The organism is Mesorhizobium sp. WSM2240, from assembly GCF_040438645.1.
Taxonomy (GTDB): domain Bacteria; phylum Pseudomonadota; class Alphaproteobacteria; order Rhizobiales; family Rhizobiaceae; genus Allomesorhizobium.
In genome coordinates this window covers 4,497,626-4,519,230 of the sequence record NZ_CP159253.1, presented here as the reverse complement: position 1 = coordinate 4,519,230, position 21,605 = coordinate 4,497,626, and the positions used below count along the sequence as shown (strand labels likewise).

Genomic DNA, 21,605 nt, shown 5'->3' with positions numbered 1-21,605 from the left:
ACGGGTTCAGCCCTTAGCACAGGAAAGGACCGTTGGCACGGCATGCCTCTCGTTTGGCTGGTGAACCGGCATTCGCCGCGAGGATTGGGCGCGCGAGCTAGCGCCCGGTGTTGATCGCGATCCAGATCACATGCCTGGCGCCGCGCCTGCCGTTGGCGCGTATTCCGACCTCCTCGACGGAGAATCCCGCATCGCGCAGCCGCCGGGTGAAACCAGCATCCGGTCCTGACGACCAGACCGCCAGCACGCCTCCCGGCCGCAACGCCGCGCGAGCGGCTTTCAGACCTGCCCGGTCGTAGAGGGCGTCGTTGGCGGTGCGGGAAAGCCCTTCGGGGCCGTTGTCGACGTCGAGCAGGACCGCGTCGTAACGCCCCTCGGCCAATCGTATCAGATCGCCCACATCGGTTTCGCGGATGGTCAGGCGGGCATCGTCCAGGCAGCCGCCGAATATCTCGGCCATCGGTCCGCGCGCCCAGGCCACCACCGCGGGCGCGAGTTCAGCGACGGTGATGCGAGCGTCGCCGTCGATCTCGGCAAGAGCGGCGCGCAAGGTAAATCCCATGCCCAGCCCGCCGATCAGAATGTGCGGTTCCCGGCGACCGCGGATCCTGTCGCAGGAGAGTTTTGCGAGCGCCTCTTCGGAGCCGCTCAGCCGGCTGTTCATCAATTCGTTGGTGCCGAGCATGATCGAAAACTCGGCGCCGCGCCGTTTGAGGCGGAGTTCTCCTCCATCGGGGATTTGCGCGGAATCGAGCTGGATCCAGGGAATCACGAATTGCCGTCCTAAGCCAGTGCGGGCTGACTCCAGCGCGCCGCGATCAGCCGGTAGGGGATCAGCGCGAAGACGGCGATCAGAAGCTTCACGGCAAGGTCGCCCAGCGCCCATGACATCCAGCGCGCCGCCTCGACGGGCAGCACGCCTAGCAGCGGCGCCGCCTCCAGTGCGAACGCATCGTCGGGGCCGACGAAGGCGAAGGCGCTGGCGAATGCGATTGTGAAGAACATTGCGGTGTCGAGCACCGATCCGGTCAGCGAGCCGATGACCGGCGCGCGCCACCAGCTTTGCCGGCGCAGCCGGTTGAAGACGGTGATGTCGAGAAGCTGGGCCAGCAGGAAGGCCGAACCGGACGCGATCGCGATGCGCGCCAGCCTGTCGGCTGCGGTATCGAAGCCGATCAGCCCGTAGCGGAACATCAGCGGCGGGATGAGAATCGAGCAGACGACCGCCACCATGAAACCGGCGAACACGACGCGGCGCGCCATTTCGGGGCCGTAGCGGCGGTTGGCGAGATCGGTGACCAGGAAGGCGAACGGATAGGCGAAGGCGCCCCAGGTCAGAAGGTCGGCGAGCGACAGGTCGCCGATCTGCCCCGCGACGGGGAACTGTACCAGGATGTTCGATGCCACGACGACAAGCGCCATGACGGCCACGAAAGGCAGATATGCGGAAGAGAATTTCATTTTTTTAGCCTGGGTAATGGAACCAGGGAGCGGTCTTGAAAGACGGCGCTCCGTGAAGCGAAGCCTGGCCTATTTCGATGCTATCGGAACGGACCAAGCTCCGGGCGGTTGTCCCCCGCCCGAAAGCGAAATTAGGCGGCGGCCTGTTCGGCGGCCTTCTTGGCGATCTGCTTCTTCAACAGGCGCGCGCGCTGTGAAAGCTCGGCGACATCGGCCTTGGCCAGGAAAGCGTCGAGGCCGCCGCGGTGCTCGACTGTGCGCAGTGCGTTGGCCGAAATGCGCAGGCGCACATTCTGGTTCAGCGCCTCCGAGATCAGCGTCACGTTGAGGAGATTGGGCAGGAAGCGGCGACGCGTCTTGTTGTTGGCGTGGCTCACATTGTTGCCGGACATAACGGCCTTGCCGGTCAGTTCACAAGCGCGGGACATTTCAGTACCTTCAGGTCTCGAACGGCCATTGATCGTAGCGCACCAGGACGGGTGGCGCGCAGCCTCATCAAGCGGCCTCATGGAAAAGTTGGCGTTCCATAGTGGCATTTCGGCCAGGCGTCAAGCCGCAACCGAGCGGGAGCGGCGGCCGCCGGCATCCACACTAATGCCGGAATTTCTCGCTTGAACCAAGGCGACAGGGATATTTGCGGGCGGCCATGCCGTCCGCGTGAACAAGGACATCGCCATGGCGGGACTTTTCCAGGCGTTTCTGGTCGCGCTGGTGGTGACCGTGCCCGCCCCGCGCAAAGAGGGGCTGCAATCCTTCAGCGGCGAGTATTCCGTGACATTCCTCGGCATCCCCGTCGCGTATTCGACCTTCAACAGCACCTTCGAAGGCAACTCCTTCTCGGTGAAAGGCACGGCTTCGGCCGCTGGGCTGGCGCAGCTTTTCGATGACACGCAGGGCTCGGTGTCGGCTGCCGGCCGCTTCGCAGGCAACAGGACGCAGCCCACGGCATTCCGCGTCGACTATACTGAAGGCAAGAAGTCGCAGATGACCTCGATCCGCTTCAAGGGCGGCTCCGTCACCAGGACCGACAACGTGCCGCCGCTGAAAAAGCGCGGCAAGGACTGGGTGCCTCTCACGAACGCCCATTTGCGGACGGTCACCGATCCGCTCTCGGCGACGCTGGTTCGCGCCGACAGCCTGGCGGAAGTCTGCGGGCGCACGATCAAGATCTATGACGGCGAATTGCGCTTCGACCTGACGCTCAGCTACCAATCGACCGGCACCATGGCGATCGACGGCTGGGAAGGCAATACGGTCACCTGCAACGTCCGTTTCAATCCGGTCGCAGGCTACCGCAAGGGTCGCAAGGCGCTGGACTATCTGAAAAACCGCAGTCGCATGACGATCACGTTTGCGCCGCTCGGTACGACCGGGGTATATGGCCCCGTCCGCGCCACGGTCGGCACCCAGATCGGCACGATCACCGTCCAGGCGCGAAGGTTCGAGGCCACGAAATAGCGCGAAATGCCGCGCGCCAGGGATGTGAAGCATGGGGCGCGCCACACTGATCGGCTTTTCGGCAGTCGCCATGTGGGCGTCGCTGGCGCTCTTCACCGACGCCTCCGGCGCGGTGCCGCCGTTTCTGCTCTCTGCCATCACATTCGCGATCGGCACGCTGGTCGGGCTCGTCGCGCGCCTGTTCATGCCGGCTCAGCCGCGGCGTGAAAAAATCCCGCCGCAGGTGTGGATCATCGGCATTGGCGGCCTGTTCGGCTACCACTTCTTCTATTTCACGGCGCTGCGCAACGCGCCGGCGGTCGAGGCCAGCCTGATCGCCTATCTGTGGCCGCTGCTGATCGTGCTCGGCTCGGCGCTGATGCCGGGCGAGCGGCTGCGCTGGAACCATATCGCCGGCGCGCTGCTTGGCCTTGCCGGCACCTTCATGATCGTCACCAAGGGCGGCGGGCTCGCCTTCGAGAGCCGATATCTGTTCGGCTATGCCATGGCGGGGGCATGCGCCTTCCTCTGGTCCGGCTATTCGCTTCTGTCGCGCCGCTTTGCCGCCGTCCCGACCAGCATCGTCACATGGTTCTGCGCCGTGACGTCGGCCCTGTCTCTGGTCTGCCATTTCGCGCTGGAGGAAACCGTGCTGCCGTCGGGCGTTTCGCAGTGGCTGGCGGTGCTCGGCCTCGGGCTGATGCCGGTAGGGGCGGCCTTCTACGCCTGGGACTATGGCGTCAAGCGCGGCAACATCCAGGTTCTTGGCGCTGCCAGCTACGCCGCGCCCCTGCTCTCGACGCTGGTGCTGATCGTGGCCGGCTTCGCCGAGCCGACGCTCAGCATCATCGCCGCCTGCCTGCTGATCACCTCTGGCGCGGTGCTGGCGGCGAAGTCGCTGCTGTTCGGCAAGGGCTCGGCAACGGCGCGCCGGGCCGAAGCATGATGCCGTTTGCCGGCGGCATAGAGGCGACGGCCAACGCGACGCTCCTCTTCTCGCTCGCCGCTGCGGTCGTTTACGGGCTGATCCTGAATACGCGCGAAACGTTGCTGCGCTCGGCCGCCAAGACGCTTGCCGTTGCGCTGCTGGCGGCGCTTGCCTTCATCCACGGCGGGCCGCTCCTGCTTGTGGCCGCGCTGGCGCTCAGCGCCCTCGGCGACGCCTTCCTGTCGCGCGACGGCGACAAGGCATTCCTCGGCGGCCTCGCCAGCTTTCTTGCCGCGCATCTCGTCTATATCGCGCTGTTTTCGCTGGCGGGCGCCGGGCTTGAACCGCTCTGGCAGCCATGGCGGGCGGTTCTCGCCGCAGCCATGGCCGCGTTCGCCGCAACAATGCTCATTATGCTGTGGCAGCGGGTCGGGCCGGATCTGCGCCTGCCGGTCGCGGCCTATGCCGTGGCGATCCTGGGCATGGGCGTTTCAGCGCTGACGCTGGACAATGTCTGGATCATCGTGGGCGCGGTGCTGTTCATGGCTTCCGACGGACTGCTCGCCGTCGAAAAGTTTCTCGTCGCCGCCATCTCCCAACATCGCGAATGGATGCGCCATGCAGTCTGGGCGTTGTACTACGCCGCGCAGCTTATGATCACGCTGGAGTTTCTGCTGTAGTGTAGATTACTATCCGCTTCACCGGCTCGGCTTCGCCTCGCCCTCGGGCTCCCAGCCCGGCTCCGCCAGTTCGAACTGAGCGAATTCGAAGCCGGGCGCGACTGTGCAGCCGACCAGTGTCCACTCGCCGAGGCTTTTCGCCGTCTGCCACCATCCCGCCGGCACGACATGCTGCGGCCGCTCGCCGCCGAGAATATCCGGCCCGAGCCGATGGCTCGAAATGCCGCCGCTCTCCTCGTGAACCGTCAGCTCGATCGCAGCGCCGGCATAGAAATGCCAGACCTCGGCCGCGTCCTTCACCCGGTGCCAGGCCGAGATATCGCCCTTCTCAAGCAGGAAGTAGATCGCCGTCGAGTGGCCCCGGCCGGGACCGTCGCGAAAAGTCTCGGCATACCAGCCGCCTTCGGGATGCCGCTTCATGCCTAGCGCCGCGATGATCTCGGCCGCGGACATTGTCACTAGAAGATGTCCTTGCGCTTGCGGATTTCGGCGAAGACGTCCTCGTCCGACGCTGTTTCCATGCCGAGGTTGCGGCGGATCGCCGGATCGTGCCAGCGCAGGAACGGATTGGTCGCGAGCTCCTCGCCGATCGTCGTTGGCAGTGTCGGCTTGCCTTCGAGGCGCAACCGGTCGATCTCTGCGGCGCGTTCCCTCAGCGCCGAATTGGTCGGATCGACGGAAAGCGCGAAGCGGGCATTGGCCTGCGTATATTCGTGGCCGCAATAGACAGTCGTTTCGGGCGGCAGCGCGGCGAGTTTCTTCAGCGATTGCAGCATCACCGGCGCCTTCGCCTCGAACAGCCGGCCGCAGCCTAGCGCAAACAGGGTGTCAGCGGTGAACGCCACCTTCGACTTGGGAAAATAATAGGAGACGTGGCCTACTGTATGGCCCGGCGTGGAAATCACGCGGATCTCCTCTCCGCCGAACGGGATGACCGAACCATCCTCGACCGTGTCGTCGATGCCGGGAATTTTCGTGGCCTCCGCCTCCGGGCCGATGATGCGCAGGCCGAACCGCTGCTTCAACGCCAGATTGGCCTCGACATGGTCGCCATGGTGGTGCGTCGTGAGGATCACCGTCGGCGTCCAGCCGGTGCGCTCGACAGCGGCAAGGATCGGACGCTCTTCCGGCGCGTCGATCAGCGCCGTCTCCCCGGTCGTCTCATCATGCACGAGCACGCCGAAATTGTCGCTCCGGCACATGAACTGGTCGATCTGCAACGGCATTCTTGCCTCCATTTTTGCGGGGACGATAGGGCGCTCGCCGGCCCGTGTCACCCCTGTCGCGGCCTTTGTTGAACTCGGCGGACATCGCGGATACCGTCGCGCACATGAATTCGGACATCGTCGATCTGCGCTCCTTCTACGCCACCACGCTCGGCCGCATCGCCGAGCGGTCGATCGCTATGGCGCTTGCCTCGATTTGGGCCAGCCTTCCCGATGAGCGGCTGGTGGGGCTCGGCTACGCGCTGCCCTGGCTCGACCGTTTCGGCGCAGATGCCGAGCGGGTCTTCGCCTTCATGCCGGCGACGCAGGGGGCGGTTTTCTGGCCCGCCAATGGGCCTTCCGCGACGGCGCTGGTATTCGACGAGGAACTGCCGCTGGTTGATTCCTCCGTCGACCGCATGCTGCTGGTCCATTCGCTCGAACACGCCGAAAATCCGCGCGAGACCTTGAAGGAGATCTGGCGCGTGCTGGCGCCGGCGGGCCGCGTTGTCATCGTGGCGCCGAACCGCCGCGGCATCTGGGCGCGCTTCGAGCACACGCCCTTCGGCACCGGCAGGCCGTTTTCGCGCGCCCAGCTTAACGCGCTGCTTCGCGAGGCGAATTTCACCCCGTCGGCGTGGTCGGAAGCGCTGCTCTTTCCGCCTTCGAAACGGCGCTGGATGCTGCGCTTCCACAGCATCCTCGAGCGCGCCGGCCGGCGCTGCTGGCCGATTTTTTCCGGCGTCGTCATTGTCGAGGCGCAGAAGCGGCTCTATCAGGGCCTACCCGTCGCAAAGCGCGCCTCCCGCCGCGTCTTCGTGCCGGTGCTTACACCGCAGGGCGCACAGACCGCCAGGATGCCGCCCGAGGTCTGACGGGCCGTGGCCGGGCTGTGCATGGCGGCCGGGGCGATCTATCGTTCCCGACATGAAAGCGGCACTGCCCCTGCTTCTCTGGCTTGCATGCCATTGGCCGGTCCCGGCCCACGCCGACGCCGTTGCGGTCGATGTCGAACTGGTGCTGGCGGTCGACGTGTCCGAATCGATGGACCCGGAAGAGTTCGCCATCCAGCGCGCCGGCTATGCAGCGGCGCTCCGCCATCCCGGCTTCATCCGGGCCGTCCTTTCTGGCCCGAATAGCCGCATCGCGCTCAGCTATTTCGAATGGGCGGGGACGGTTCGCCGGCAGTCAATCGTGCCCTGGCAGGTGATCGACGGCGCCGACAGCGCGCGAGCCTTTGCCGACAGCGTGGAAAGCCTGCCGGCCGACGTGTTCCGGGGCACGTCGATCTCGGCGGCGTTGGACTTTGGCGCGTCTTCGATCGAGACGAACGGTTTCGACGGCGCGCGCCGCGTCATCGATGTCTCCGGCGACGGTCCCAATAATTTCGGCGGCCCGGTCATGCAGGCGCGCGACGCGGCGCTCCGCCGCAACATCGTCGTCAACGGCCTGCCGATCCTGATCCGGCCGTCGCCGATCTTCCCGGCGATCGACCGCTACTACGCCGAGTGCGTTACCGGCGGCCCCGGCTCCTTTGTGCTGCCGATCCGCTCGATCTCGGAGTTCGCGACAGCCATCCGGCGAAAGCTCATCCTGGAAGTCAGCGGAGCCTCGCCCGATCCGCGGGTCCTTCCGGCGCAGGCGGGCGCGCCGGTCGATTGCCTCGTCGGCGAACGCGAAAGGCAGCGGCTTTCGGACCGGTTTTATCCGGAACTGGACAGGTAGGATTCGGCGGCTGTCGCAGCTTCCCGGAAGGGTGCCGCCGTCAGCCTCCCTTGATGATCTTGAAGAAGTTGGTCGCGCTGCCTGTGCGCAACGCTACCATATCCTTGCTGGTGATACGGCCGCTCATAACGCCTGCCATCATGCGTTGACAGAAAACAGGCGGCACCTTGTCGGTCGAAATCCGCATGAACTCGGCAACCTCATGCTTAACCTGCGGATCCCACCACTTCACGATCGAGATGCACTTGTTCAACGCCTGCTGGCGTGCGGCCGGATCTTTCAGTAGTTTCTGGTCGTTTGCATCCTGTTGCCCGGCTGTCGCACAGCCGGCTATCGCAATCATCGCGACAAGAATTGCCCAAGCCCCGTTTCTCATCAGTTCCCCATGCTTTTTGGTATTGTTGGAGAACAACTCTTACGCGTGCAATCCGCGCCTGTAAAAGCGTTCGATTGCATGGTCCGAGATATGCAAAAGAAAAACTGACGCGCGCCGCTTGGCGGCAATACGAGGGGAGCGAGTGCCTGCCGCCTCAGCAAAAAACCGCCTGCTGGCCGAAGAAGTTCCAGAACCACCACGGCATTTGAAGCCGATCTTCTGGTCGTTAGAGTCCAGGGCGGCCAGGAGACGGTTCACGGCATGACGAGTTGCGGGGCTTCGCCGATCTTCTCGATCTCGTATGGCGTGGTCTGATAGACCTGGTTGATCCAGTTGCCGAAGAGCAGATGGGCGTGCGAACGCCAGCGGTTAAGCGGCGGGCGGGCCGGATCGTCGTCGGGGAAGTATTCGTGCGGCACTTCGATCGACACCCCGGCGGCTACATCGCGGTCATATTCTTCCTTGAGCGAAGTCGAATCGTATTCGATGTGGTTGAACATATAAAGCCGGTTGCCGGTCGTTTCGGCGAGCAGACAGGGCCCGGTTTCGTCCGATTCCATGAGCATTTCGAGGCCAGAGCCGGTGGGAATGTCGGCGGCGCGCACCTCCGTCCAGCGCGAGACGGGAATGGCGAAGTCGTCCGAGAAGCCGGCAAGATAAGGCGAGGCGGGAGCGTGGTTGCGGTGACGGAAGACGCCGAAGGCTTTTTTCTCAAGCGTGTGTTTCGCAACGCCGTGGAAATGCCGCGCGGCGGCCATCGCGCCCCAGCAGATGAAGAAGGAGGAATGGACGTGAGAGGTCGTCCAATCGAAGATGCGCGTCAGTTCCTCCCAATAGGAGACCTCCTCGAAGGGCAATAGCTCCACGGGCGCGCCGGTGACGATGAAGCCGTCAAACTTGCGCTCCGCCACCTCTTCCCAGGTCTGGTAGAAGGTAATGAGGTGATCCTCGGGCGTGTTCTTGGGCCTGTGATTGCCGATTCGCACCAGCGTCAGTTCAACCTGCAGGGGCGAGGCGCCGATCAGCCGTGCAAACTGAGTCTCCGTGCGGATCTTGTTGGGCATAAGGTTCAGGAGCCCGATCTGCAGCGGGCGGATATCCTGACGCCGTGCCGTCCGCTCGTCCATGACGGATACGCCTTCGCGGACGAGTACTTCGTGAGCGGGAAGCTGATCGTGAATTTTGATCGGCATGGTACAAGCTCCAAACAAAAAACCGGCTGCGAAATCGCGGCCGGTTCCGGACTTGTTTCGCGGCCCTTTAGCAAGTTGTTTAACGTGGCTGCAAGCCGACCGGCCAAATCACCACGAGGGCCCGCTTGTAAATCCACACTCGGCCGGCGTCAACTGGCCAAGCTTTTTCTCGACAATCCGTGCCTCGGCTTGTATCTCCGTGCGGCCTTCGCGGCTCCCCAAAACCGGACTTTTAGCCATGACGCAGCCGATCGATCAAAGCCGCCCGCAGCCCAAGCCAGGCGTCATGGACATCGCCGCCTATGTGCCGGGCAAGAGCACCGCGCCCGCGGGCGTCGCCAAGGTCCACAAGCTGTCGTCGAACGAAAACCCGCTCGGCGCCTCGCCTGCAGCGATCGAGGCGGCGCGCGAGGTAGCCGGCCAGCTCGAATTCTATCCGGACGGCTCCGCCACCAAGCTGCGCGAGGCGATCGCCGAGGCGCATGGGCTGAACCCGGCGAACATCGTCTGCTCCAACGGGTCGGACGAGATCATCGGCCTGCTCGCCCAGAGTTACCTCCAGCCCGGCGACGAGGGCGTGTTCACCGAGCACGGCTTCCTGGTCTATCGCATCTACATACAGGCCGCCGGCGCCGTCCCTGTCGTCGCCAAGGAAACGAACGAGACCGCCGATGTCGATGCGATCCTGGCCGCGGTGACGCCGAGGACCAAGATCGTCTTCCTCGCCAACCCCAACAATCCGACCGGCACCTACATTCCTTTCGAGGGAGTCCGCCGGCTGCATGCCGGCCTGCCGAAGCATGTGCTCCTGGTGCTCGATGCGGCCTATGCCGAATATGTCCGCCGCAACGATTATGAATCCGGCATCGAACTGGTCTCGTCGTCGCAGAACGTGGTGATGACCCGCACCTTCTCGAAGATCCACGGCCTCGGCGGCGTACGCGTCGGCTGGGCCTATGCGCCGGCCCATATCGTCGATGCGCTGAACCGCATGCGCGGGCCGTTCAACGTCAATGCGGTGGCGATCGAAGCCGGCGCAGCCGCGATGCGCGACCGCGCCCATGTCGAGCGCACTGTCGCGCACAATGAAAAATGGCTCGGCTGGCTGAGCCAGGAACTGCCGAAGCTCGGCCTGCGCGTCACGCCCAGCGTCGGCAATTTCGTCCTGATCCACTTCCCGGCGGACGAGAAGCATTCGGCAGCGGCCGCCGACGATTATCTGACCGCGCGCGGCTATATCTTGCGCAGGGTGGCAGCCTACGGCTTCCCGAATGCGCTGCGCATGACCATCGGCACCGAAGAGGCCAATCGCGGCGTGGTCGCCGCACTCGCTGAATTCCTGAAAAGCTGACCGAAAATGTCCGAAGCCATGTTTGAAAAGATTGCCCTGGTGGGCATCGGCCTGATCGGCTCGTCGCTGGCCCGGGTGATCCGCCGCGAGAAGCTGGCCGGCCACATCGCCATCTCTACGCGCAGCACCGCTACATTGAAGCGGGCGAAGGAGCTCGGCCTCGGCCACTCCTACACGACCGACGCGGCGGAAGCAGTCAGGGATGCCGACCTCGTCATCATCTCCGTGCCGGTCGGCTCGTCGGGCGAAGTCGCCGCGCAGATCGCGCCGGCGCTGAAGGCCGGCGCCATCGTTACCGATGTCGGCTCGACCAAGCGTTCGGTGATCGCACAGATCGAACCGCATATGCCGGCCAACGTCCATTTCATTCCGGGCCATCCGCTCGCCGGCACGGAAAAATCCGGCCCCGACGCCGGCTTCGCAGATCTTTTCGAGAACCGCTGGTGCATCTTCACGCCGCTGCCCGGCACCGACGCCGCGGCGCTCGGAAAACTGTCCGAATTCTGGAGGCGCTGCGGCTCGAATATCGACACGATGGACCCCGAGCACCACGACATGGTGCTGGCCATCGTCTCGCATCTGCCGCACATCATCGCCTACAACATCGTCGGCACAGCTGACGATCTCGAAGCCGTCACCAAGACCGAGGTAATCAAATACTCGGCCTCGGGTTTCCGCGACTTCACCCGCCTTGCCGCCTCCGATCCGACCATGTGGCGCGACGTCTGCCTGCACAACAAGGACGCGATCCTCGAAATGCTGGCGCGGTTTTCCGAGGATCTCGCCTCGCTGCAGCGCGCCATACGCTGGGGCGACGGCGACAAGCTGTTCGACATGTTCACCCGCACCCGCGCCGTGCGCCGCTCGATCATCGAGGCCGGCCAGGATATCGACGTTCCGGATTTCGGTCGTCAGGCGATCGAACATCCGGATGTGCTCGCAGCTCAGCCGAAGTCATGAGACCTGCGCGCAATTGCGCCTGACGAATACCTTTGATGGGCCTCAGTCGCCCGGCAGTCCCGGGTCGGTTTCCGCGAGTGATTTTCGGTTCTCGAAGGCTGCCCACCAGGCGCCGAGCTTCGGATAGTCGCCGAGCGCGGCCGCGCCCTCATCGGCTGCTGTGAAATAGGCGACCATCGCGCCGAGATGCAGGTCGGCCAGCGTCAGCCTGTCGCCGATCAGGAAATCGCCGCCCCCGGCCAGAGATTCCAGCGCGGCCAGAACCTTGCGCGAGCGCGCCAGCCCTTCGGCGATCACCGCCTCGTCCGGCGTCCTGCGCTGGGCATTGAAGACACGCTGCGAAAACACCTGCCGCACCATCGGCCAGTAGCCGTAGGAATCGGCGATGGCGATGATCTGGTTCATCCGCGCCCGTTGGCGCGGCGCTTCGGCTTGAAGGCTCGGCCCGGCAAACATCTCGTCGATGTAGCGGGTGATCGCCGTGGTCTCGTAGAGCACGAAGCCGTCATGGTCGAGGGTCGGCACGCGCCCGAACGGGTTCAGCGCGATATAGTCCGGCAGGATTTCTTCGGCGAAGGGATCGACCTCGACATGGCTCCAGACAACGCCTTTTTCCAGCATCGTCATGCGCACTATGCGCAGATAGACGCTGTAGCTGTAGCCGTAGAGCTTGATCGTCATGCCGCTCAGGCGTCGCCCTTCACCACGCCGACGAATGGCAGTTCGCGGAAAGCGTGGGCGACGTCCATGCCGTAGCCGACAACGAAATAATCCGGGCAGTCGAAGCCGACATAGTCGGCGTTGAGCGTAGTCTGCCGGCGCATGCGCTTGTCGAGCAGAACGGCGATGGCGCAGCTCTTGGCGCCGCGCGACAGCATCAAGTCGCGCGTGAAAGACAGCGTCTTGCCGGATTCGAGGATGTCGTCGATCAGGAGCACGTCGCGGCCCTTGACCTCGTTGTCGATGTCGCGGAGCACCCGGACCTCGCCGCTGGTCGTGCCCGTCCCATAGCTGGAGATGAAGATGAACTCGACCTCCGGCGACAGGCCGACATCGTGCATGGCGCGGATCAGGTCGGCGGCGAAGATGAACGAGCCTTTCAGCACCGAAATGACCAGCAGATCGGTGTAGTCGTGGGCGGCGATCTCCTTGGCGAGTTCGAGATTGCGCCTGGCGATGGTCGAGGCGGAGAACAGCACCTCGATTTGTTTGCCGCGAACGATTGGCATGATCAATTCCTACTCGCCGAATGTGACCAAAACGGTCTTCACTCCGCTTTTAGGCACGTCGAGCCTGCTCGAAAAGGCGAAACGTTCGCCGGGTTCCATTTGTCGGGCGTATGTCCCCAGTTTGTAGCGGGTCACCCGGCCGTCATTGGAGGCGACGCGTATTTCGAGAGGCGGCAGCGCCGCAGCCCCTTTGCCGTCATTGGCGGCATGGCCGTCGACATGCAGAAAGCTCTTTTCGCCGGCGGTCTGGATGCGCGACGAAACGCCCGAAATGGTCAGCGCGGCGGCAGGCTGCGGCGAGGCGCCGCGGATGAGAGCGTGCCCGCCTGAAACCCAGAACGCAGCGGCGACGGCGGCCATGCCGAACGTCCAGAATATCGGTCCGCCGCGCACCGGGCCCCTGGCGGTGAGATCGTCGCCGGCGCTACGCAGCATTGCCATGCCGCCTGCCGCATGTCGGGGAGCGGCGGGGAATCTGGAGCGGTCGGGGTCGCGCTCGGGCGGCGAGACGGTCTCGTAGTCGGCGTCGACAATGTCGTCGAATGCCGCAACGGAACTCGACGGCAGGGAATGCGCGCCCCTGCCGGCCATGATTTCGCCGGAAACCGGGCGTGCGGTGCGTTGGTCTGCCATGATGCCGGCCAGCCTTCGATCGTCCCCCGCTGCGGAGGTAAACGGAATTGGTTAACGCTTCGCTGCCACCGGGCGGATATGGGGCCAAAACCGCAGAAAATTTAACCGCCGGTTAACCATGCGGACCGATGGTCGATCGAGACAGGCAGCCCGTATTCGGCGCTCCAAAAATCCAGGGTTCATGAGTTGATTCGCTTCGAGAATGTCGGCCTGCGTTACGGAATGGGACCGGAGATTCTCCGCGACATCTCCTTCCACATTCCGCAGCGCTCGTTCCAGTTCCTGAGCGGACCTTCGGGCGCCGGCAAGACGACGCTGCTCAGGCTGCTGTTCCTGTCGCTCAAGCCCACGCGAGGCCTGATCAATGTCTTCGGCAAGGACCGCTCGCGCATTACCAGGCACGAACTGCCGATGCTGCGCCGGCGCATCGGCGTGGTGTTCCAGGATTTCCGCCTGCTCGACCACATGACCACCTACGAGAATGTGGCGCTGCCACTGCGCGTGCGCGGGCGCGAGGAGGCGAGCTACCGCACCGACGTCATCGAGCTCCTGAAATGGGTCGGGCTCGGCGAGCGCATGCATGTGCTGCCTCCGGTCTTGTCAGGCGGCGAGAAGCAGCGCGCCGCGATCGCCCGGGCGCTTATCGAGCAGCCTGAAATCCTGCTGGCCGACGAGCCGACCGGCAATGTCGATCCGCCGCTGGCCAGACGACTGCTCAGGCTGTTCATCGAACTCAACCGGCTCGGCACCGCTGTGGTGATCGCCACCCACGATCTCGGCCTGATGGAACAGGTCGACGCACGCCGCATGATCCTGTCCGGCGGGAGGCTCGACATCTATGACTGAACTGGCCGAGCAGCATGACGGGCATGGCTTGGACGAGGCACGTCCGGCCAAGGAGCGCGCGCAGCGCAAGTTAGCGCCGATCGTGCCGTCACAGAACATCGCCGGCCGTGCGCTGATCTCCGTCATCGCCATCATGACCTTCCTGTCCTGCCTGACGCTTGGCGCGGTCACGCTGGTGCGCGACACGGCATCGGTCTGGGAAAACCAGATCGCGCGCGAGGCGACGATCCAGATCAAGCCCTCGGAAGGGCTCGACATGGAGGCCGCACTGGCTACCGCCCAGCGCATCGCCAGCGAGTTCGCCGGCGTGCGCAACGCCAGGATCATCGACCGCGCGGCGACTGCGCGGCTGCTCGAACCCTGGCTCGGCGCCGGGCTGAATATCGACGAACTGCCGGTGCCGCGGCTGGTCATCGTCACCATAGACCAGGACAACCCGCCGGATTTCGCGTCCATGCGGGCCCTGCTCGCCGCGGAAGTCCCGAGCGCTGCGCTCGACGACCACCGCACATGGGTCGACCGGCTGGTCGCCATGGCGCGAACCACCGTCACGCTCGGCGTGGCGGTGCTGGTGCTGATGCTCTCGGCGACGGTGCTGTCGGTGGTGTTCGCCACGCGCGGCGCCATGGCCGGCAATGGTCACATCATCGAGGTGCTGCATTTCGTCGGCGCCGAGGCACGCTTCATCGCCAGCGAATTCCGGCGCCACTTCCTGCTCACCGGCATGAAGGGCGCGGCCGTTGGAGGCCTGGCGGCCATCGTGGTGTTCATCGTGTTTTCCTGGTGGTCGTCGATGAACCTCGCCACGCCCGAGGCCGACCAGGCGACGGCGCTGTTCGGCAATTTCGCCATAGGCGTGACCGGCTATGCCGGCGTGGCGCTGGTGGTGGCGGTCGTCGGCGCGCTGACGGCGGCGACTTCGCATTTCACGGTCGTGACCTATTTAAGTGACATAGACGTCGGCCGTCCGGATGGAGGCTGACTAGGTGCAGAACCGGTGCACGACGCGCGTTGGCGCTGTTCAAGACGGCGATTCGGAGTTAACCATCGTATGGTGAACGGGCCGAACTCGACCGATTCGACTGCCGCCGCCGGAAACGGCGGCACGGGACATCATGGCCAGATGAAGCCGCGCCGCCTCGTGTCTCTTCTTCGCATTGCTGCATTTTCGCTCGTGGCGGCGGCCGTTCTGTTCGCCGCAGGCTTCGGCCTCTTCGCCAGCCACGTAAGCGGGATGGCCACGCCCGAGGACCTGCCCAGGGCCGATGCGATCATCGTTCTGACCGGCGGACAAGCTCGGATCGACGCCGGCCTCGAACTGCTGAAATCCGGCAAGGGCGAGCGGCTGTTGATCAGCGGTGTCAACCCGGTTGCCGACCGCGACGAACTCCGAGCCGCGACCGGCGCGGACAGGACGCTGTTCTCCTGCTGCGTCGACATCGACCATGCCGCGCTGGACACGATCGGCAACGCCGAAGAGAGCGCCAAATGGGTGCGCAGCCACCATTACGGCAGCGTCATCCTCGTGACCAACAACTACCACATGCCGCGCAGCCTTTTGGAAATGGGACGGTACATCGGCGACGCCGAGCTCCAGCCCTATCCTGTGGTCAACACCAGGCTGGACAATGGCGGCTGGGTGACCAAGCCGGGTGCGCTCCGGGTGCTGTTCACCGAATACAATAAATACCTCGTGGCGCTGGCGCGCGGCGTCGTGCCGGTGCGCACGAGCAGCGAAGACATCGCCACCGCCTCGTCGGCCGGTTTCGCTCCTCGCTGAGCCGCATTTTCCTTTTCCGGGCACTTGGTGTAACCAGCGGAGGCGTCCCTCGATCAGGCCCTTTCATGCTGCAAATCCGCTCGCTGGCTTTCAACATCGCCTTCTATCTCAGCCTGATTCTCCAGATGATCTTCTGGACGCCCTACTACTTCCTCGCGCCGCGCCACCGCGCCTGGTTCGTGCCGAAATTCTGGGCCAGCACGAGCCTGTGGCTGCAGGAAAAGATCGCCGGCACGAAAAGCGAGATCACCGGCCTCGAAAACCTGCCGGATGGCTCGTACATCCTGGCGCCGAAGCACCAGTCCTTCTGGGACACGATCGCCTTCCTGCCGCACATTCCCGATGCGCTCTACATCCTGAAGCGGGAACTGACCTGGATCCCCTTCTTCGGCTGGTACATCATGAAGATGCGGATGATTCCGGTCGACCGGGGCAGCCGCTCCAAGGCGCTGAAGGCTGTGATCGCAGCGACCAAGGCGGAGCTCGCGCGCAACAGCCGCCAGCTCATCATCTACCCGGAAGGCACGCGCCGCGCGCCGGGCGACGAGCCGGCCTACAAATGGGGCATCGTCGAACTCTACGCGCAGCTCGACATTCCGGTGGTGCCGGTGGCGCATGTCGCCGGCCTCTACTGGCCGCGCCGCAAATTCCTGCGCTATCCCGGCACGATAAAGGCGCGGTTTCTGCCTCCCATCCCGCCCGGCCTCGAGAAGGAGGAATTCATGCGGCGGCTGGTTTCGGAGACCGAAGCCGCCTGCGACCAGTTCCTGATCGAGGCTGCCCGTTCGGAGAACCCGCCGCCCATGCCGCCGACGGCGGTACAGAGGTTGAGGGAGTTGGGGGTGGGAGTCGGCGAGCGGTCAACCGCCGGCTAGTGCGTCGGCTCCAGCCTAAACATCGCCTTCGACGATCGCTCTCGCCTCCGCCTTGATCGGCTTGTATTTGAACGTGGCGCAGATGATCCCGTGGTCGTTGGTGCCGATTTCCTTATGATTGTCGAAGTTCAGATGATCGTTGTTGACGGTCATCCCGTCGAACATCCAGACGCGTTTTCTGCTGTTGTCGTAAAATTCCTCGCTGACCAGAATGTGGTCGAGCGACTCCATGATGTCCTGGTGTATGTGGGTGTAATACACGTCGCGGGTGTTGCGGTACTCCTGGAGTGTCTGGGCGGCGTACAGGCTGGTGTCGCCGCCGCCCACCGAATCGCCGACCAGATATCTCGGCTGTTCCGTCAGTATGTTAGCCGTGTTGCTGTGCTGGCCGTCATTGATGTCTCCGAGCACGATCACCGGCGTGCCGGTGCCTTTCATCTGTTCGGATAGCATGAACCGCAGCGCCGCCGCCTCCGCGGTCCGTCGAATGGTCGAGATCGCCGAACCCACCCCAGTCGCGTGCTTCTTGTAGGTGGCTTCGTCGGCCCTGAACCAACTCTCGCGGAATACTTTCGTCGGCGCCTTCGACTTGAAATGACAGACATAGACATGCACGTCATCGAGCGCTTCACGCGGCTTGATCGTAAAATGGAGCACGGGCCGCGAAAAGCTGTCGATGTCGACGCGGATCTCCGGAGTCTGCGGATCGTCTCCGGAGCTTTGCAGGATGAACTTGTCCGGGAAATTGACGATCCAATCGGGTTCGCTGCTCATCAATCCCTTGCGCACGATTGCGGCGCAGACGATGCGCTCCCCGATCGCGTCCGGCGGCGCAACCACGTCGTATTCGCCGGCGAGGCCGGAAGCCTCCACCGCCCGGTTGATCGAAGCCGCGTGCCACAATTCCTGAAACCCGAATATGTCGGGCTGAAGCATGCGAATAACGTTCATTGTCCAATCGATCTTCAGGTCGTATTCGGCCTGCGACCAGCCATTCCTGTCCGTGTAGACGGGCATGCTCGGTTCGTTGAGATTATAAAGATTGAAGGTTCCGACGGTTAGCCGCTTCAGGTTCATGTTCTTCCCCCACTTGCGACTTCATAAATATATTCGAAGTTTGTGACAAGCGTGTATAGTAACACCGGGAATACGATTTAACAACGCAGCCCTCGGTTCGCAGATTCAAGAAGGTATTCTTCTAAATCTTTATGCTGGGATCAGGTTCAGTCTGGATCGACAGCCAGCCTTTTCCCTACCGCCTCCAGCCAGTGATCGCGGATTCCGAGCGCTTCGAGGTGGCGGAGCGTGTTGAAAACGTATTCCTCGTTTGGCCCCGACTGGCCGACCGAGCCGGACACGATCGAGGCCGCGTGCTCCTCGTCGAGATTGCCGGCATACTGCACGTGGCCGCGGTCGACGATGTAGGTCACCGCCTGCGTAATCCCGCCATTCGCCAGCCGCACCGGCAGCGTGCGTTCGAGATATACGCTGGTCACCAGTTCGCGCTCGCGCAGATGGGCCAGCACTTCGCCGCGCAATTCGTCCGGCACCCGGAAAGCGAGGCCGACGCAGGAGCCGCCGCGGTCGAGCCCCAGCACCAGGCCGGGGCGGTCGGGCGTGCCTCGATGCACGAAAGAGCGCACGCAGAGCGAGCGGCGGAAGCCGAAAAGCCGGGCGCGCTGCGTGTCCACATGGGCAAAACCGGGACGCCAGATCAGCGACCCATAGCCAAAAACCCAAAAATCGCCCATATCGCCAAGCCAACTCCGACCGAAGCATCCGTTTCGAGCCATACGTAGCGCATGATTACGACGCGTGGGAACGGGATTTCCCCGAACACGCCGAGACAAAGGATAGAGCCAGGCATGGCCACGACCGAACGCACCAAGCCCAATTACAGCCGTCGCTTCTTCTGGCTCGGCGTATTCGTCGTCGTGCTTTTCGGCGGCTACAGCCTCGGCTGGTTTTGGCTCGCGGGCAGGCTGGAGGCGGAGGCGAAAACGGCGATCACGGCGCTCAACCGCGACGGCGTGAAAGCCGATTGCGCCAACCCGACCGCGCGCGGCTACCCGTTCCGCATCGGCCTGTTCTGCGACAGGGTCGCGTTTTCGGATGCCGCGCAGGGCGTCAGCCTTGCAGCGGGAAATTTCCGCTCCGCCGGCCAGATCTACGATCCCATGCGGCTCGTGGCTGAACTCGACGGTCCGGCGAGGATCGACAGCGCCAGGGCCGGGGCTTTCGCGCTCGACTGGGAAAATCTGCGCGCCAGCGCCCGGCTTTCGACGCCGCTGCCGCAAAGGCTGTCGCTCGAAGGCGTCCGGCTGAAAGCCGCGACGGCCGACGGCGCGCCGCTGCTTGCCGCCGAAAATTTCCAGGCGCATATGCGGCCTAACGAGCAGAATCTCGATCTTGCCGGCAGCGTTAGCGGGCTGGCGCTCGATTCGAGCCTGCTCGATGGGCGCAAAGTGCCGCCGCTGTCGGGCCAGTCCGACATCACCATCAATGACGGCGTCCGGCTGCTCGGGGAAAAAGTGAAGGATCTGCGAGGGCAGTCGGGCACGATCCGGGAACTTGCGCTGTCGACCGGGGAGAATGCCGGCGTCACGCTGAGCGGGCCTTTTTCGGTTGACGATGCCGGCCTGATCGACGCCAATCTGAACATCACCATCCGCGACCCGAAGGGGCTGTCGGCGGTTCTCGCCGAGGCGGTTCCCGAAAAGCGCGATCAGATCGAGCAGGCTTTTTCCGGTCTGGCAATGCTCGGCAATGCGCCGTCGCTGCCGTTGAGGATAGCCAAGGGCAGGGCTACGCTCGGCTTTATCCCACTCGGCCAGATTCCGCCGCTGCCGGCCCGATAGAGCGCGTCGGCAGCAGTCTGCTCAGGCGGCCACCGTTCCGTTCGGCGGCGCGAACACCGAGATCGCCTTCGGCCTGATGCGGAAATGCGCCGGGGTGTAGGTGCTGAGTTCGCCGTCGGTGTTGACCGCCCTGCGGCGACTGGTGCGGATCGTCACCTCGGTGGTCTGGAAAGAGCGCACATCGTTCCAGCGACCGTGGGTGCCCTTTCTCAGGCTCGGCAGCAGCGCCAGCAGCCGCCACCAGTGATCGACCTCGAGGCTGTAGAAATCGAGCTTGCCGTCGTCGGCGGTGGCGGTTTCCTCCACGGTCATGCCGCCGCCATAGTGCCTGCCATTGCCGACGGAGATCTGCATGGTGCGGAGCCGCTCGGTCGTTCCGTCATGGTCGAGATGGGCGGTGAACAGCCGCGACCGCGCCAGTATGCGCGCCGCCACGATCGCGTAGCCGAGCTTGCCCCAGCGCTTCTTGGCGTGCTCGGTCAGGTCGCTCGCCAGTTCCGCGCTGAAGCCGATGCTGGCGACGTTGAAGAAGAAATGCCCGTTGACCTCGCCGAGATCGATCGGCTGTGGCTTTTCGGTGGCGATCAGTTCCGCGGCCCTGACCGGATCGGCCGGAATGCCGACCGTGCGGGCGAAATCGTTCGCCGTGCCGAGCGGCAGCACGCCGAGCGGCAGCCCGGTGTCGACCAGCCCCGGCGCCGCTGCATTGAGCGTCCCGTCGCCGCCGCCGACGATGACGAAATCGCATTCCGCCTTATGAGCCCTGATCAGGTCGGAGATCGTTTCATTCTCGCCGACCTTGACTTCAGTAACCGCGATGCCGCGTTCTTCCAGCACCTTCACCGCCGAGGCGATCGAGCCGGTTCCGCGCCGGGCGCGCGGATTGACGATGAGCAGGGCCCGCTTCGGAGCTTTGGGTTTTTTCAAGGAGGTGTCGCCATGATTGGTTGTGGACGACGGTAGATAGGGGCGAGATGCGGCTGAAAAAAGTGCGCGCCGCCCGATCGGCTCCGGCGTGACCCAGTTACCCGCCAAAAAAGAACCCGCGGCCGGATGCGGCAGCGGGCCTGAGTGAGGAATGGCTATCATCGCCCACCGATTGACATGTTGCCAACGAATATGAATGATGCCCGGCATCAGAATTCCTTATGACGGCGGGCATGGGCGTTCACCTCGACAGCGATCTTTTGCGGACCTTCGTGGCCGTCGCCGAAACCGGCAATTTCACGCGCGCCGCGGATCAGGTCAGGCGCACCCAGTCGGCGGTTTCGATGCAGATCAAGCGGCTGGAGGAGACCGTCGGGGCGGCGCTGTTCGAGCGCGGACCGCGAGGCGTGCTTCTCACCCGCAAAGGCAGCGAACTGATCGCAAACGCCCGCCGCATCGTGGCGCTCCTCGACGAGACGGCGGCTTCGCTCCACACCGCGCCGCTCGACGGACCGGTGCGGATCGGCATTCCGGAAGAATACAGCTATGCGATCCTGTCGCGGGCGCTCAACGCCTTTTCAAGGCGGCACCCGAAGGTCGAGATCACGGTCAGATACGCGCATTCGGCCAGCCAGAAGGCGGCGATCGAGAGCGGCGAGCTCGATCTGGCCGTGGTTTTCGAATGGCAGGATAACTCGGATGGCGAGGTTCTGATGCGCGATCCGACGGTCTGGGCCACCTCGACGCTGCACTGCGCGCATGAGGAGACACCGCTGCCGGTCGCGCTCTACAGCCGGGCCGGCTGGTGCAAGGACTTCGCGATCAAGTCGCTGGAGCAGCGCGGCCTCGCCTATCGCATCGCCTATACCAGCGACACGACCGGCGGCCTGAAGCTCGCCGTCGCCTCCGGCCTCGCCGTGGCCCCGGTGTCGCGCAGCAACATTCCCGCCGATTGCCGCGAACTGACCGCCGTCGACGGCTTCGGCGACATCGACTCTTCCAATGTCGTGCTGCACCGCGCCGCCGGCGCGCGCAGCGAGGCCATAGACGGCATGGCCGAGGCTATCCGGGAGGCGTTTTCCTCACGAGCGATCGCCGCGGAATAAGCCTGCTCGGCTTCCTCCCGACATAGCTGCTGACA

Annotated in this window: 26 protein-coding genes and 1 riboswitch; of the genes, 13 read left to right on the top strand and 13 right to left on the bottom strand. The window is 64.2% G+C overall.

The genetic code is table 11. The features are described from left to right. Positions 1-97: 97 nt before the first annotated feature. The 3 genes from ABVK50_RS22300 to rpmB form a co-directional block, all read right to left on the bottom strand. The gene (locus ABVK50_RS22300; protein ID WP_353644504.1) at positions 98-772 is read right to left on the bottom strand and encodes a hypothetical protein; all 675 of its coding nucleotides are present in this window, start codon (positions 770-772) and stop codon (positions 98-100) included. A gap of 11 nt (positions 773-783) precedes the next feature. Further along, positions 784-1,461 (bottom strand): queuosine precursor transporter, encoded by a 678-nt coding sequence (locus ABVK50_RS22295; RefSeq protein WP_353644505.1) that lies wholly within the window; start codon positions 1,459-1,461, stop codon positions 784-786. Positions 1,462-1,592: 131 nt separating this feature from the next. Beyond that, positions 1,593-1,889: a 50S ribosomal protein L28 gene (gene rpmB / locus ABVK50_RS22290; RefSeq protein ID WP_165030995.1), complete on the bottom strand. Its 297-nt coding sequence runs from the start codon at positions 1,887-1,889 to the stop codon at positions 1,593-1,595. Positions 1,890-2,136: 247 nt separating this feature from the next. Here rpmB and ABVK50_RS22285 point away from each other — a divergent pair, with 247 nt between their 5' ends. The 3 genes from ABVK50_RS22285 to ABVK50_RS22275 are packed head-to-tail and all read left to right on the top strand — an operon-like array spanning position 2,137 to position 4,506. Beyond that, positions 2,137-2,919 (top strand): DUF3108 domain-containing protein, encoded by a 783-nt coding sequence (locus ABVK50_RS22285; RefSeq protein WP_353644506.1) that lies wholly within the window; start codon positions 2,137-2,139, stop codon positions 2,917-2,919. A 31-nt stretch (positions 2,920-2,950) separates the two neighbouring features. After that, on the top strand, positions 2,951-3,844 hold the full coding sequence (locus ABVK50_RS22280) for an EamA family transporter (RefSeq protein WP_353644507.1): 894 nt from the start codon (positions 2,951-2,953) through the stop codon (positions 3,842-3,844). After that, complete coding sequence (locus ABVK50_RS22275; RefSeq protein ID WP_353644508.1) at positions 3,841-4,506, top strand: lysoplasmalogenase; 666 nt, start codon at positions 3,841-3,843, stop codon at positions 4,504-4,506. Before ABVK50_RS22280 ends, ABVK50_RS22275 begins: the two co-directional genes overlap by 4 nt. A gap of 18 nt (positions 4,507-4,524) precedes the next feature. Here the strand turns inward: ABVK50_RS22275 and ABVK50_RS22270 are convergent, their stop codons facing one another. Beyond that, on the bottom strand, positions 4,525-4,959 hold the full coding sequence (locus tag ABVK50_RS22270; protein ID WP_353645852.1) for a cupin domain-containing protein: 435 nt from the start codon (positions 4,957-4,959) through the stop codon (positions 4,525-4,527). A 5-nt stretch (positions 4,960-4,964) separates the two neighbouring features. Then, positions 4,965-5,732 carry a hydroxyacylglutathione hydrolase gene (gene gloB, locus ABVK50_RS22265; protein ID WP_353644509.1) on the bottom strand — a complete coding sequence of 256 codons (768 nt, stop codon included), beginning with the start codon at positions 5,730-5,732 and terminating at the stop codon, positions 4,965-4,967. A 104-nt stretch (positions 5,733-5,836) separates the two neighbouring features. Between gloB and ABVK50_RS22260 the strand changes: the two genes are divergently transcribed. Together ABVK50_RS22260 and ABVK50_RS22255 are read left to right on the top strand one after the other, a co-directional pair. Next, positions 5,837-6,586, top strand: coding sequence for a methyltransferase domain-containing protein (locus tag ABVK50_RS22260; protein ID WP_353644510.1), 750 nt, complete (start codon positions 5,837-5,839; stop codon positions 6,584-6,586). A gap of 52 nt (positions 6,587-6,638) precedes the next feature. Then, a complete protein-coding gene (locus tag ABVK50_RS22255) occupies positions 6,639-7,436 on the top strand; it encodes a DUF1194 domain-containing protein (RefSeq protein WP_353644511.1) in 798 nt (265 codons plus the stop codon). Positions 7,437-7,476: 40 nt separating this feature from the next. Here ABVK50_RS22255 and ABVK50_RS22250 read toward each other — a convergent pair whose 3' ends face one another. Together ABVK50_RS22250 and metA are read right to left on the bottom strand one after the other, a co-directional pair. After that, a complete protein-coding gene (locus ABVK50_RS22250) occupies positions 7,477-7,848 on the bottom strand; it encodes a hypothetical protein (protein WP_353644512.1) in 372 nt (123 codons plus the stop codon). Between the two features lie 218 nt (positions 7,849-8,066). Further along, on the bottom strand, positions 8,067-9,005 hold the full coding sequence (gene metA, locus ABVK50_RS22245) for a homoserine O-succinyltransferase (protein ID WP_353644513.1): 939 nt from the start codon (positions 9,003-9,005) through the stop codon (positions 8,067-8,069). Positions 9,006-9,052: 47 nt separating this feature from the next. Next, positions 9,053-9,130: riboswitch (SAM riboswitch) on the bottom strand. A 113-nt stretch (positions 9,131-9,243) separates the two neighbouring features. Here metA and hisC point away from each other — a divergent pair. Beyond that, positions 9,244-10,356: a histidinol-phosphate transaminase gene (hisC, locus tag ABVK50_RS22240; protein ID WP_353644514.1), complete on the top strand. Its 1,113-nt coding sequence runs from the start codon at positions 9,244-9,246 to the stop codon at positions 10,354-10,356. Positions 10,357-10,362: 6 nt separating this feature from the next. Next, on the top strand, positions 10,363-11,316 hold the full coding sequence (locus tag ABVK50_RS22235; protein ID WP_353644515.1) for a prephenate/arogenate dehydrogenase family protein: 954 nt from the start codon (positions 10,363-10,365) through the stop codon (positions 11,314-11,316). Between the two features lie 42 nt (positions 11,317-11,358). Here the strand turns inward: ABVK50_RS22235 and ABVK50_RS22230 are convergent, their stop codons facing one another. From ABVK50_RS22230 to ABVK50_RS22220, 3 genes are read right to left on the bottom strand one after another with little or no spacing between them, the layout of a single operon-like run. After that, on the bottom strand, positions 11,359-11,997 hold the full coding sequence (locus ABVK50_RS22230; protein WP_353644516.1) for a glutathione S-transferase family protein: 639 nt from the start codon (positions 11,995-11,997) through the stop codon (positions 11,359-11,361). Between the two features lie 5 nt (positions 11,998-12,002). Beyond that, the gene (gene hpt, locus ABVK50_RS22225; protein WP_353644517.1) at positions 12,003-12,545 is read right to left on the bottom strand and encodes a hypoxanthine phosphoribosyltransferase; all 543 of its coding nucleotides are present in this window, start codon (positions 12,543-12,545) and stop codon (positions 12,003-12,005) included. 9 nt (positions 12,546-12,554) lie between these two features. Further along, positions 12,555-13,178 (bottom strand): hypothetical protein, encoded by a 624-nt coding sequence (locus tag ABVK50_RS22220; RefSeq protein WP_353644518.1) that lies wholly within the window; start codon positions 13,176-13,178, stop codon positions 12,555-12,557. 186 nt (positions 13,179-13,364) lie between these two features. Between ABVK50_RS22220 and ftsE the strand changes: the two genes are divergently transcribed. From ftsE to ABVK50_RS22200, 4 genes are all read left to right on the top strand, one after another. After that, on the top strand, positions 13,365-14,024 hold the full coding sequence (ftsE, locus tag ABVK50_RS22215; RefSeq protein WP_008835049.1) for a cell division ATP-binding protein FtsE: 660 nt from the start codon (positions 13,365-13,367) through the stop codon (positions 14,022-14,024). After that, complete coding sequence (locus tag ABVK50_RS22210; RefSeq protein ID WP_353644519.1) at positions 14,017-15,006, top strand: ABC transporter permease; 990 nt, start codon at positions 14,017-14,019, stop codon at positions 15,004-15,006. The genes ftsE and ABVK50_RS22210 overlap by 8 nt, the downstream gene beginning before the upstream one ends. A gap of 141 nt (positions 15,007-15,147) precedes the next feature. After that, on the top strand, positions 15,148-15,804 hold the full coding sequence (locus ABVK50_RS22205; RefSeq protein WP_353645853.1) for a YdcF family protein: 657 nt from the start codon (positions 15,148-15,150) through the stop codon (positions 15,802-15,804). Positions 15,805-15,869: 65 nt separating this feature from the next. Beyond that, on the top strand, positions 15,870-16,679 hold the full coding sequence (locus ABVK50_RS22200) for a 1-acyl-sn-glycerol-3-phosphate acyltransferase (protein WP_353644520.1): 810 nt from the start codon (positions 15,870-15,872) through the stop codon (positions 16,677-16,679). Between the two features lie 15 nt (positions 16,680-16,694). Here the strand turns inward: ABVK50_RS22200 and ABVK50_RS22195 are convergent, their stop codons facing one another. Both ABVK50_RS22195 and ABVK50_RS22190 read right to left on the bottom strand, forming a co-directional pair. Beyond that, a complete protein-coding gene (locus ABVK50_RS22195) occupies positions 16,695-17,756 on the bottom strand; it encodes an endonuclease/exonuclease/phosphatase family protein (RefSeq protein ID WP_353644521.1) in 1,062 nt (353 codons plus the stop codon). Positions 17,757-17,902: 146 nt separating this feature from the next. Beyond that, positions 17,903-18,430: a gamma-glutamylcyclotransferase gene (locus ABVK50_RS22190; RefSeq protein WP_353644522.1), complete on the bottom strand. Its 528-nt coding sequence runs from the start codon at positions 18,428-18,430 to the stop codon at positions 17,903-17,905. A 114-nt stretch (positions 18,431-18,544) separates the two neighbouring features. Between ABVK50_RS22190 and ABVK50_RS22185 the strand changes: the two genes are divergently transcribed. Further along, entirely contained in the window at positions 18,545-19,537 is a 993-nt protein-coding gene (locus ABVK50_RS22185; RefSeq protein WP_353644523.1) for a DUF2125 domain-containing protein, read from the top strand. Positions 19,538-19,558: 21 nt separating this feature from the next. Here ABVK50_RS22185 and ABVK50_RS22180 read toward each other — a convergent pair whose 3' ends face one another. Next, the gene (locus tag ABVK50_RS22180) at positions 19,559-20,464 is read right to left on the bottom strand and encodes a lipid kinase (protein ID WP_353644524.1); all 906 of its coding nucleotides are present in this window, start codon (positions 20,462-20,464) and stop codon (positions 19,559-19,561) included. 233 nt (positions 20,465-20,697) lie between these two features. Here ABVK50_RS22180 and ABVK50_RS22175 point away from each other — a divergent pair, with 233 nt between their 5' ends. Then, positions 20,698-21,570 (top strand): LysR substrate-binding domain-containing protein, encoded by an 873-nt coding sequence (locus tag ABVK50_RS22175; protein ID WP_353645854.1) that lies wholly within the window; start codon positions 20,698-20,700, stop codon positions 21,568-21,570. The last annotated feature ends 35 nt before the right edge of the window (positions 21,571-21,605 follow it).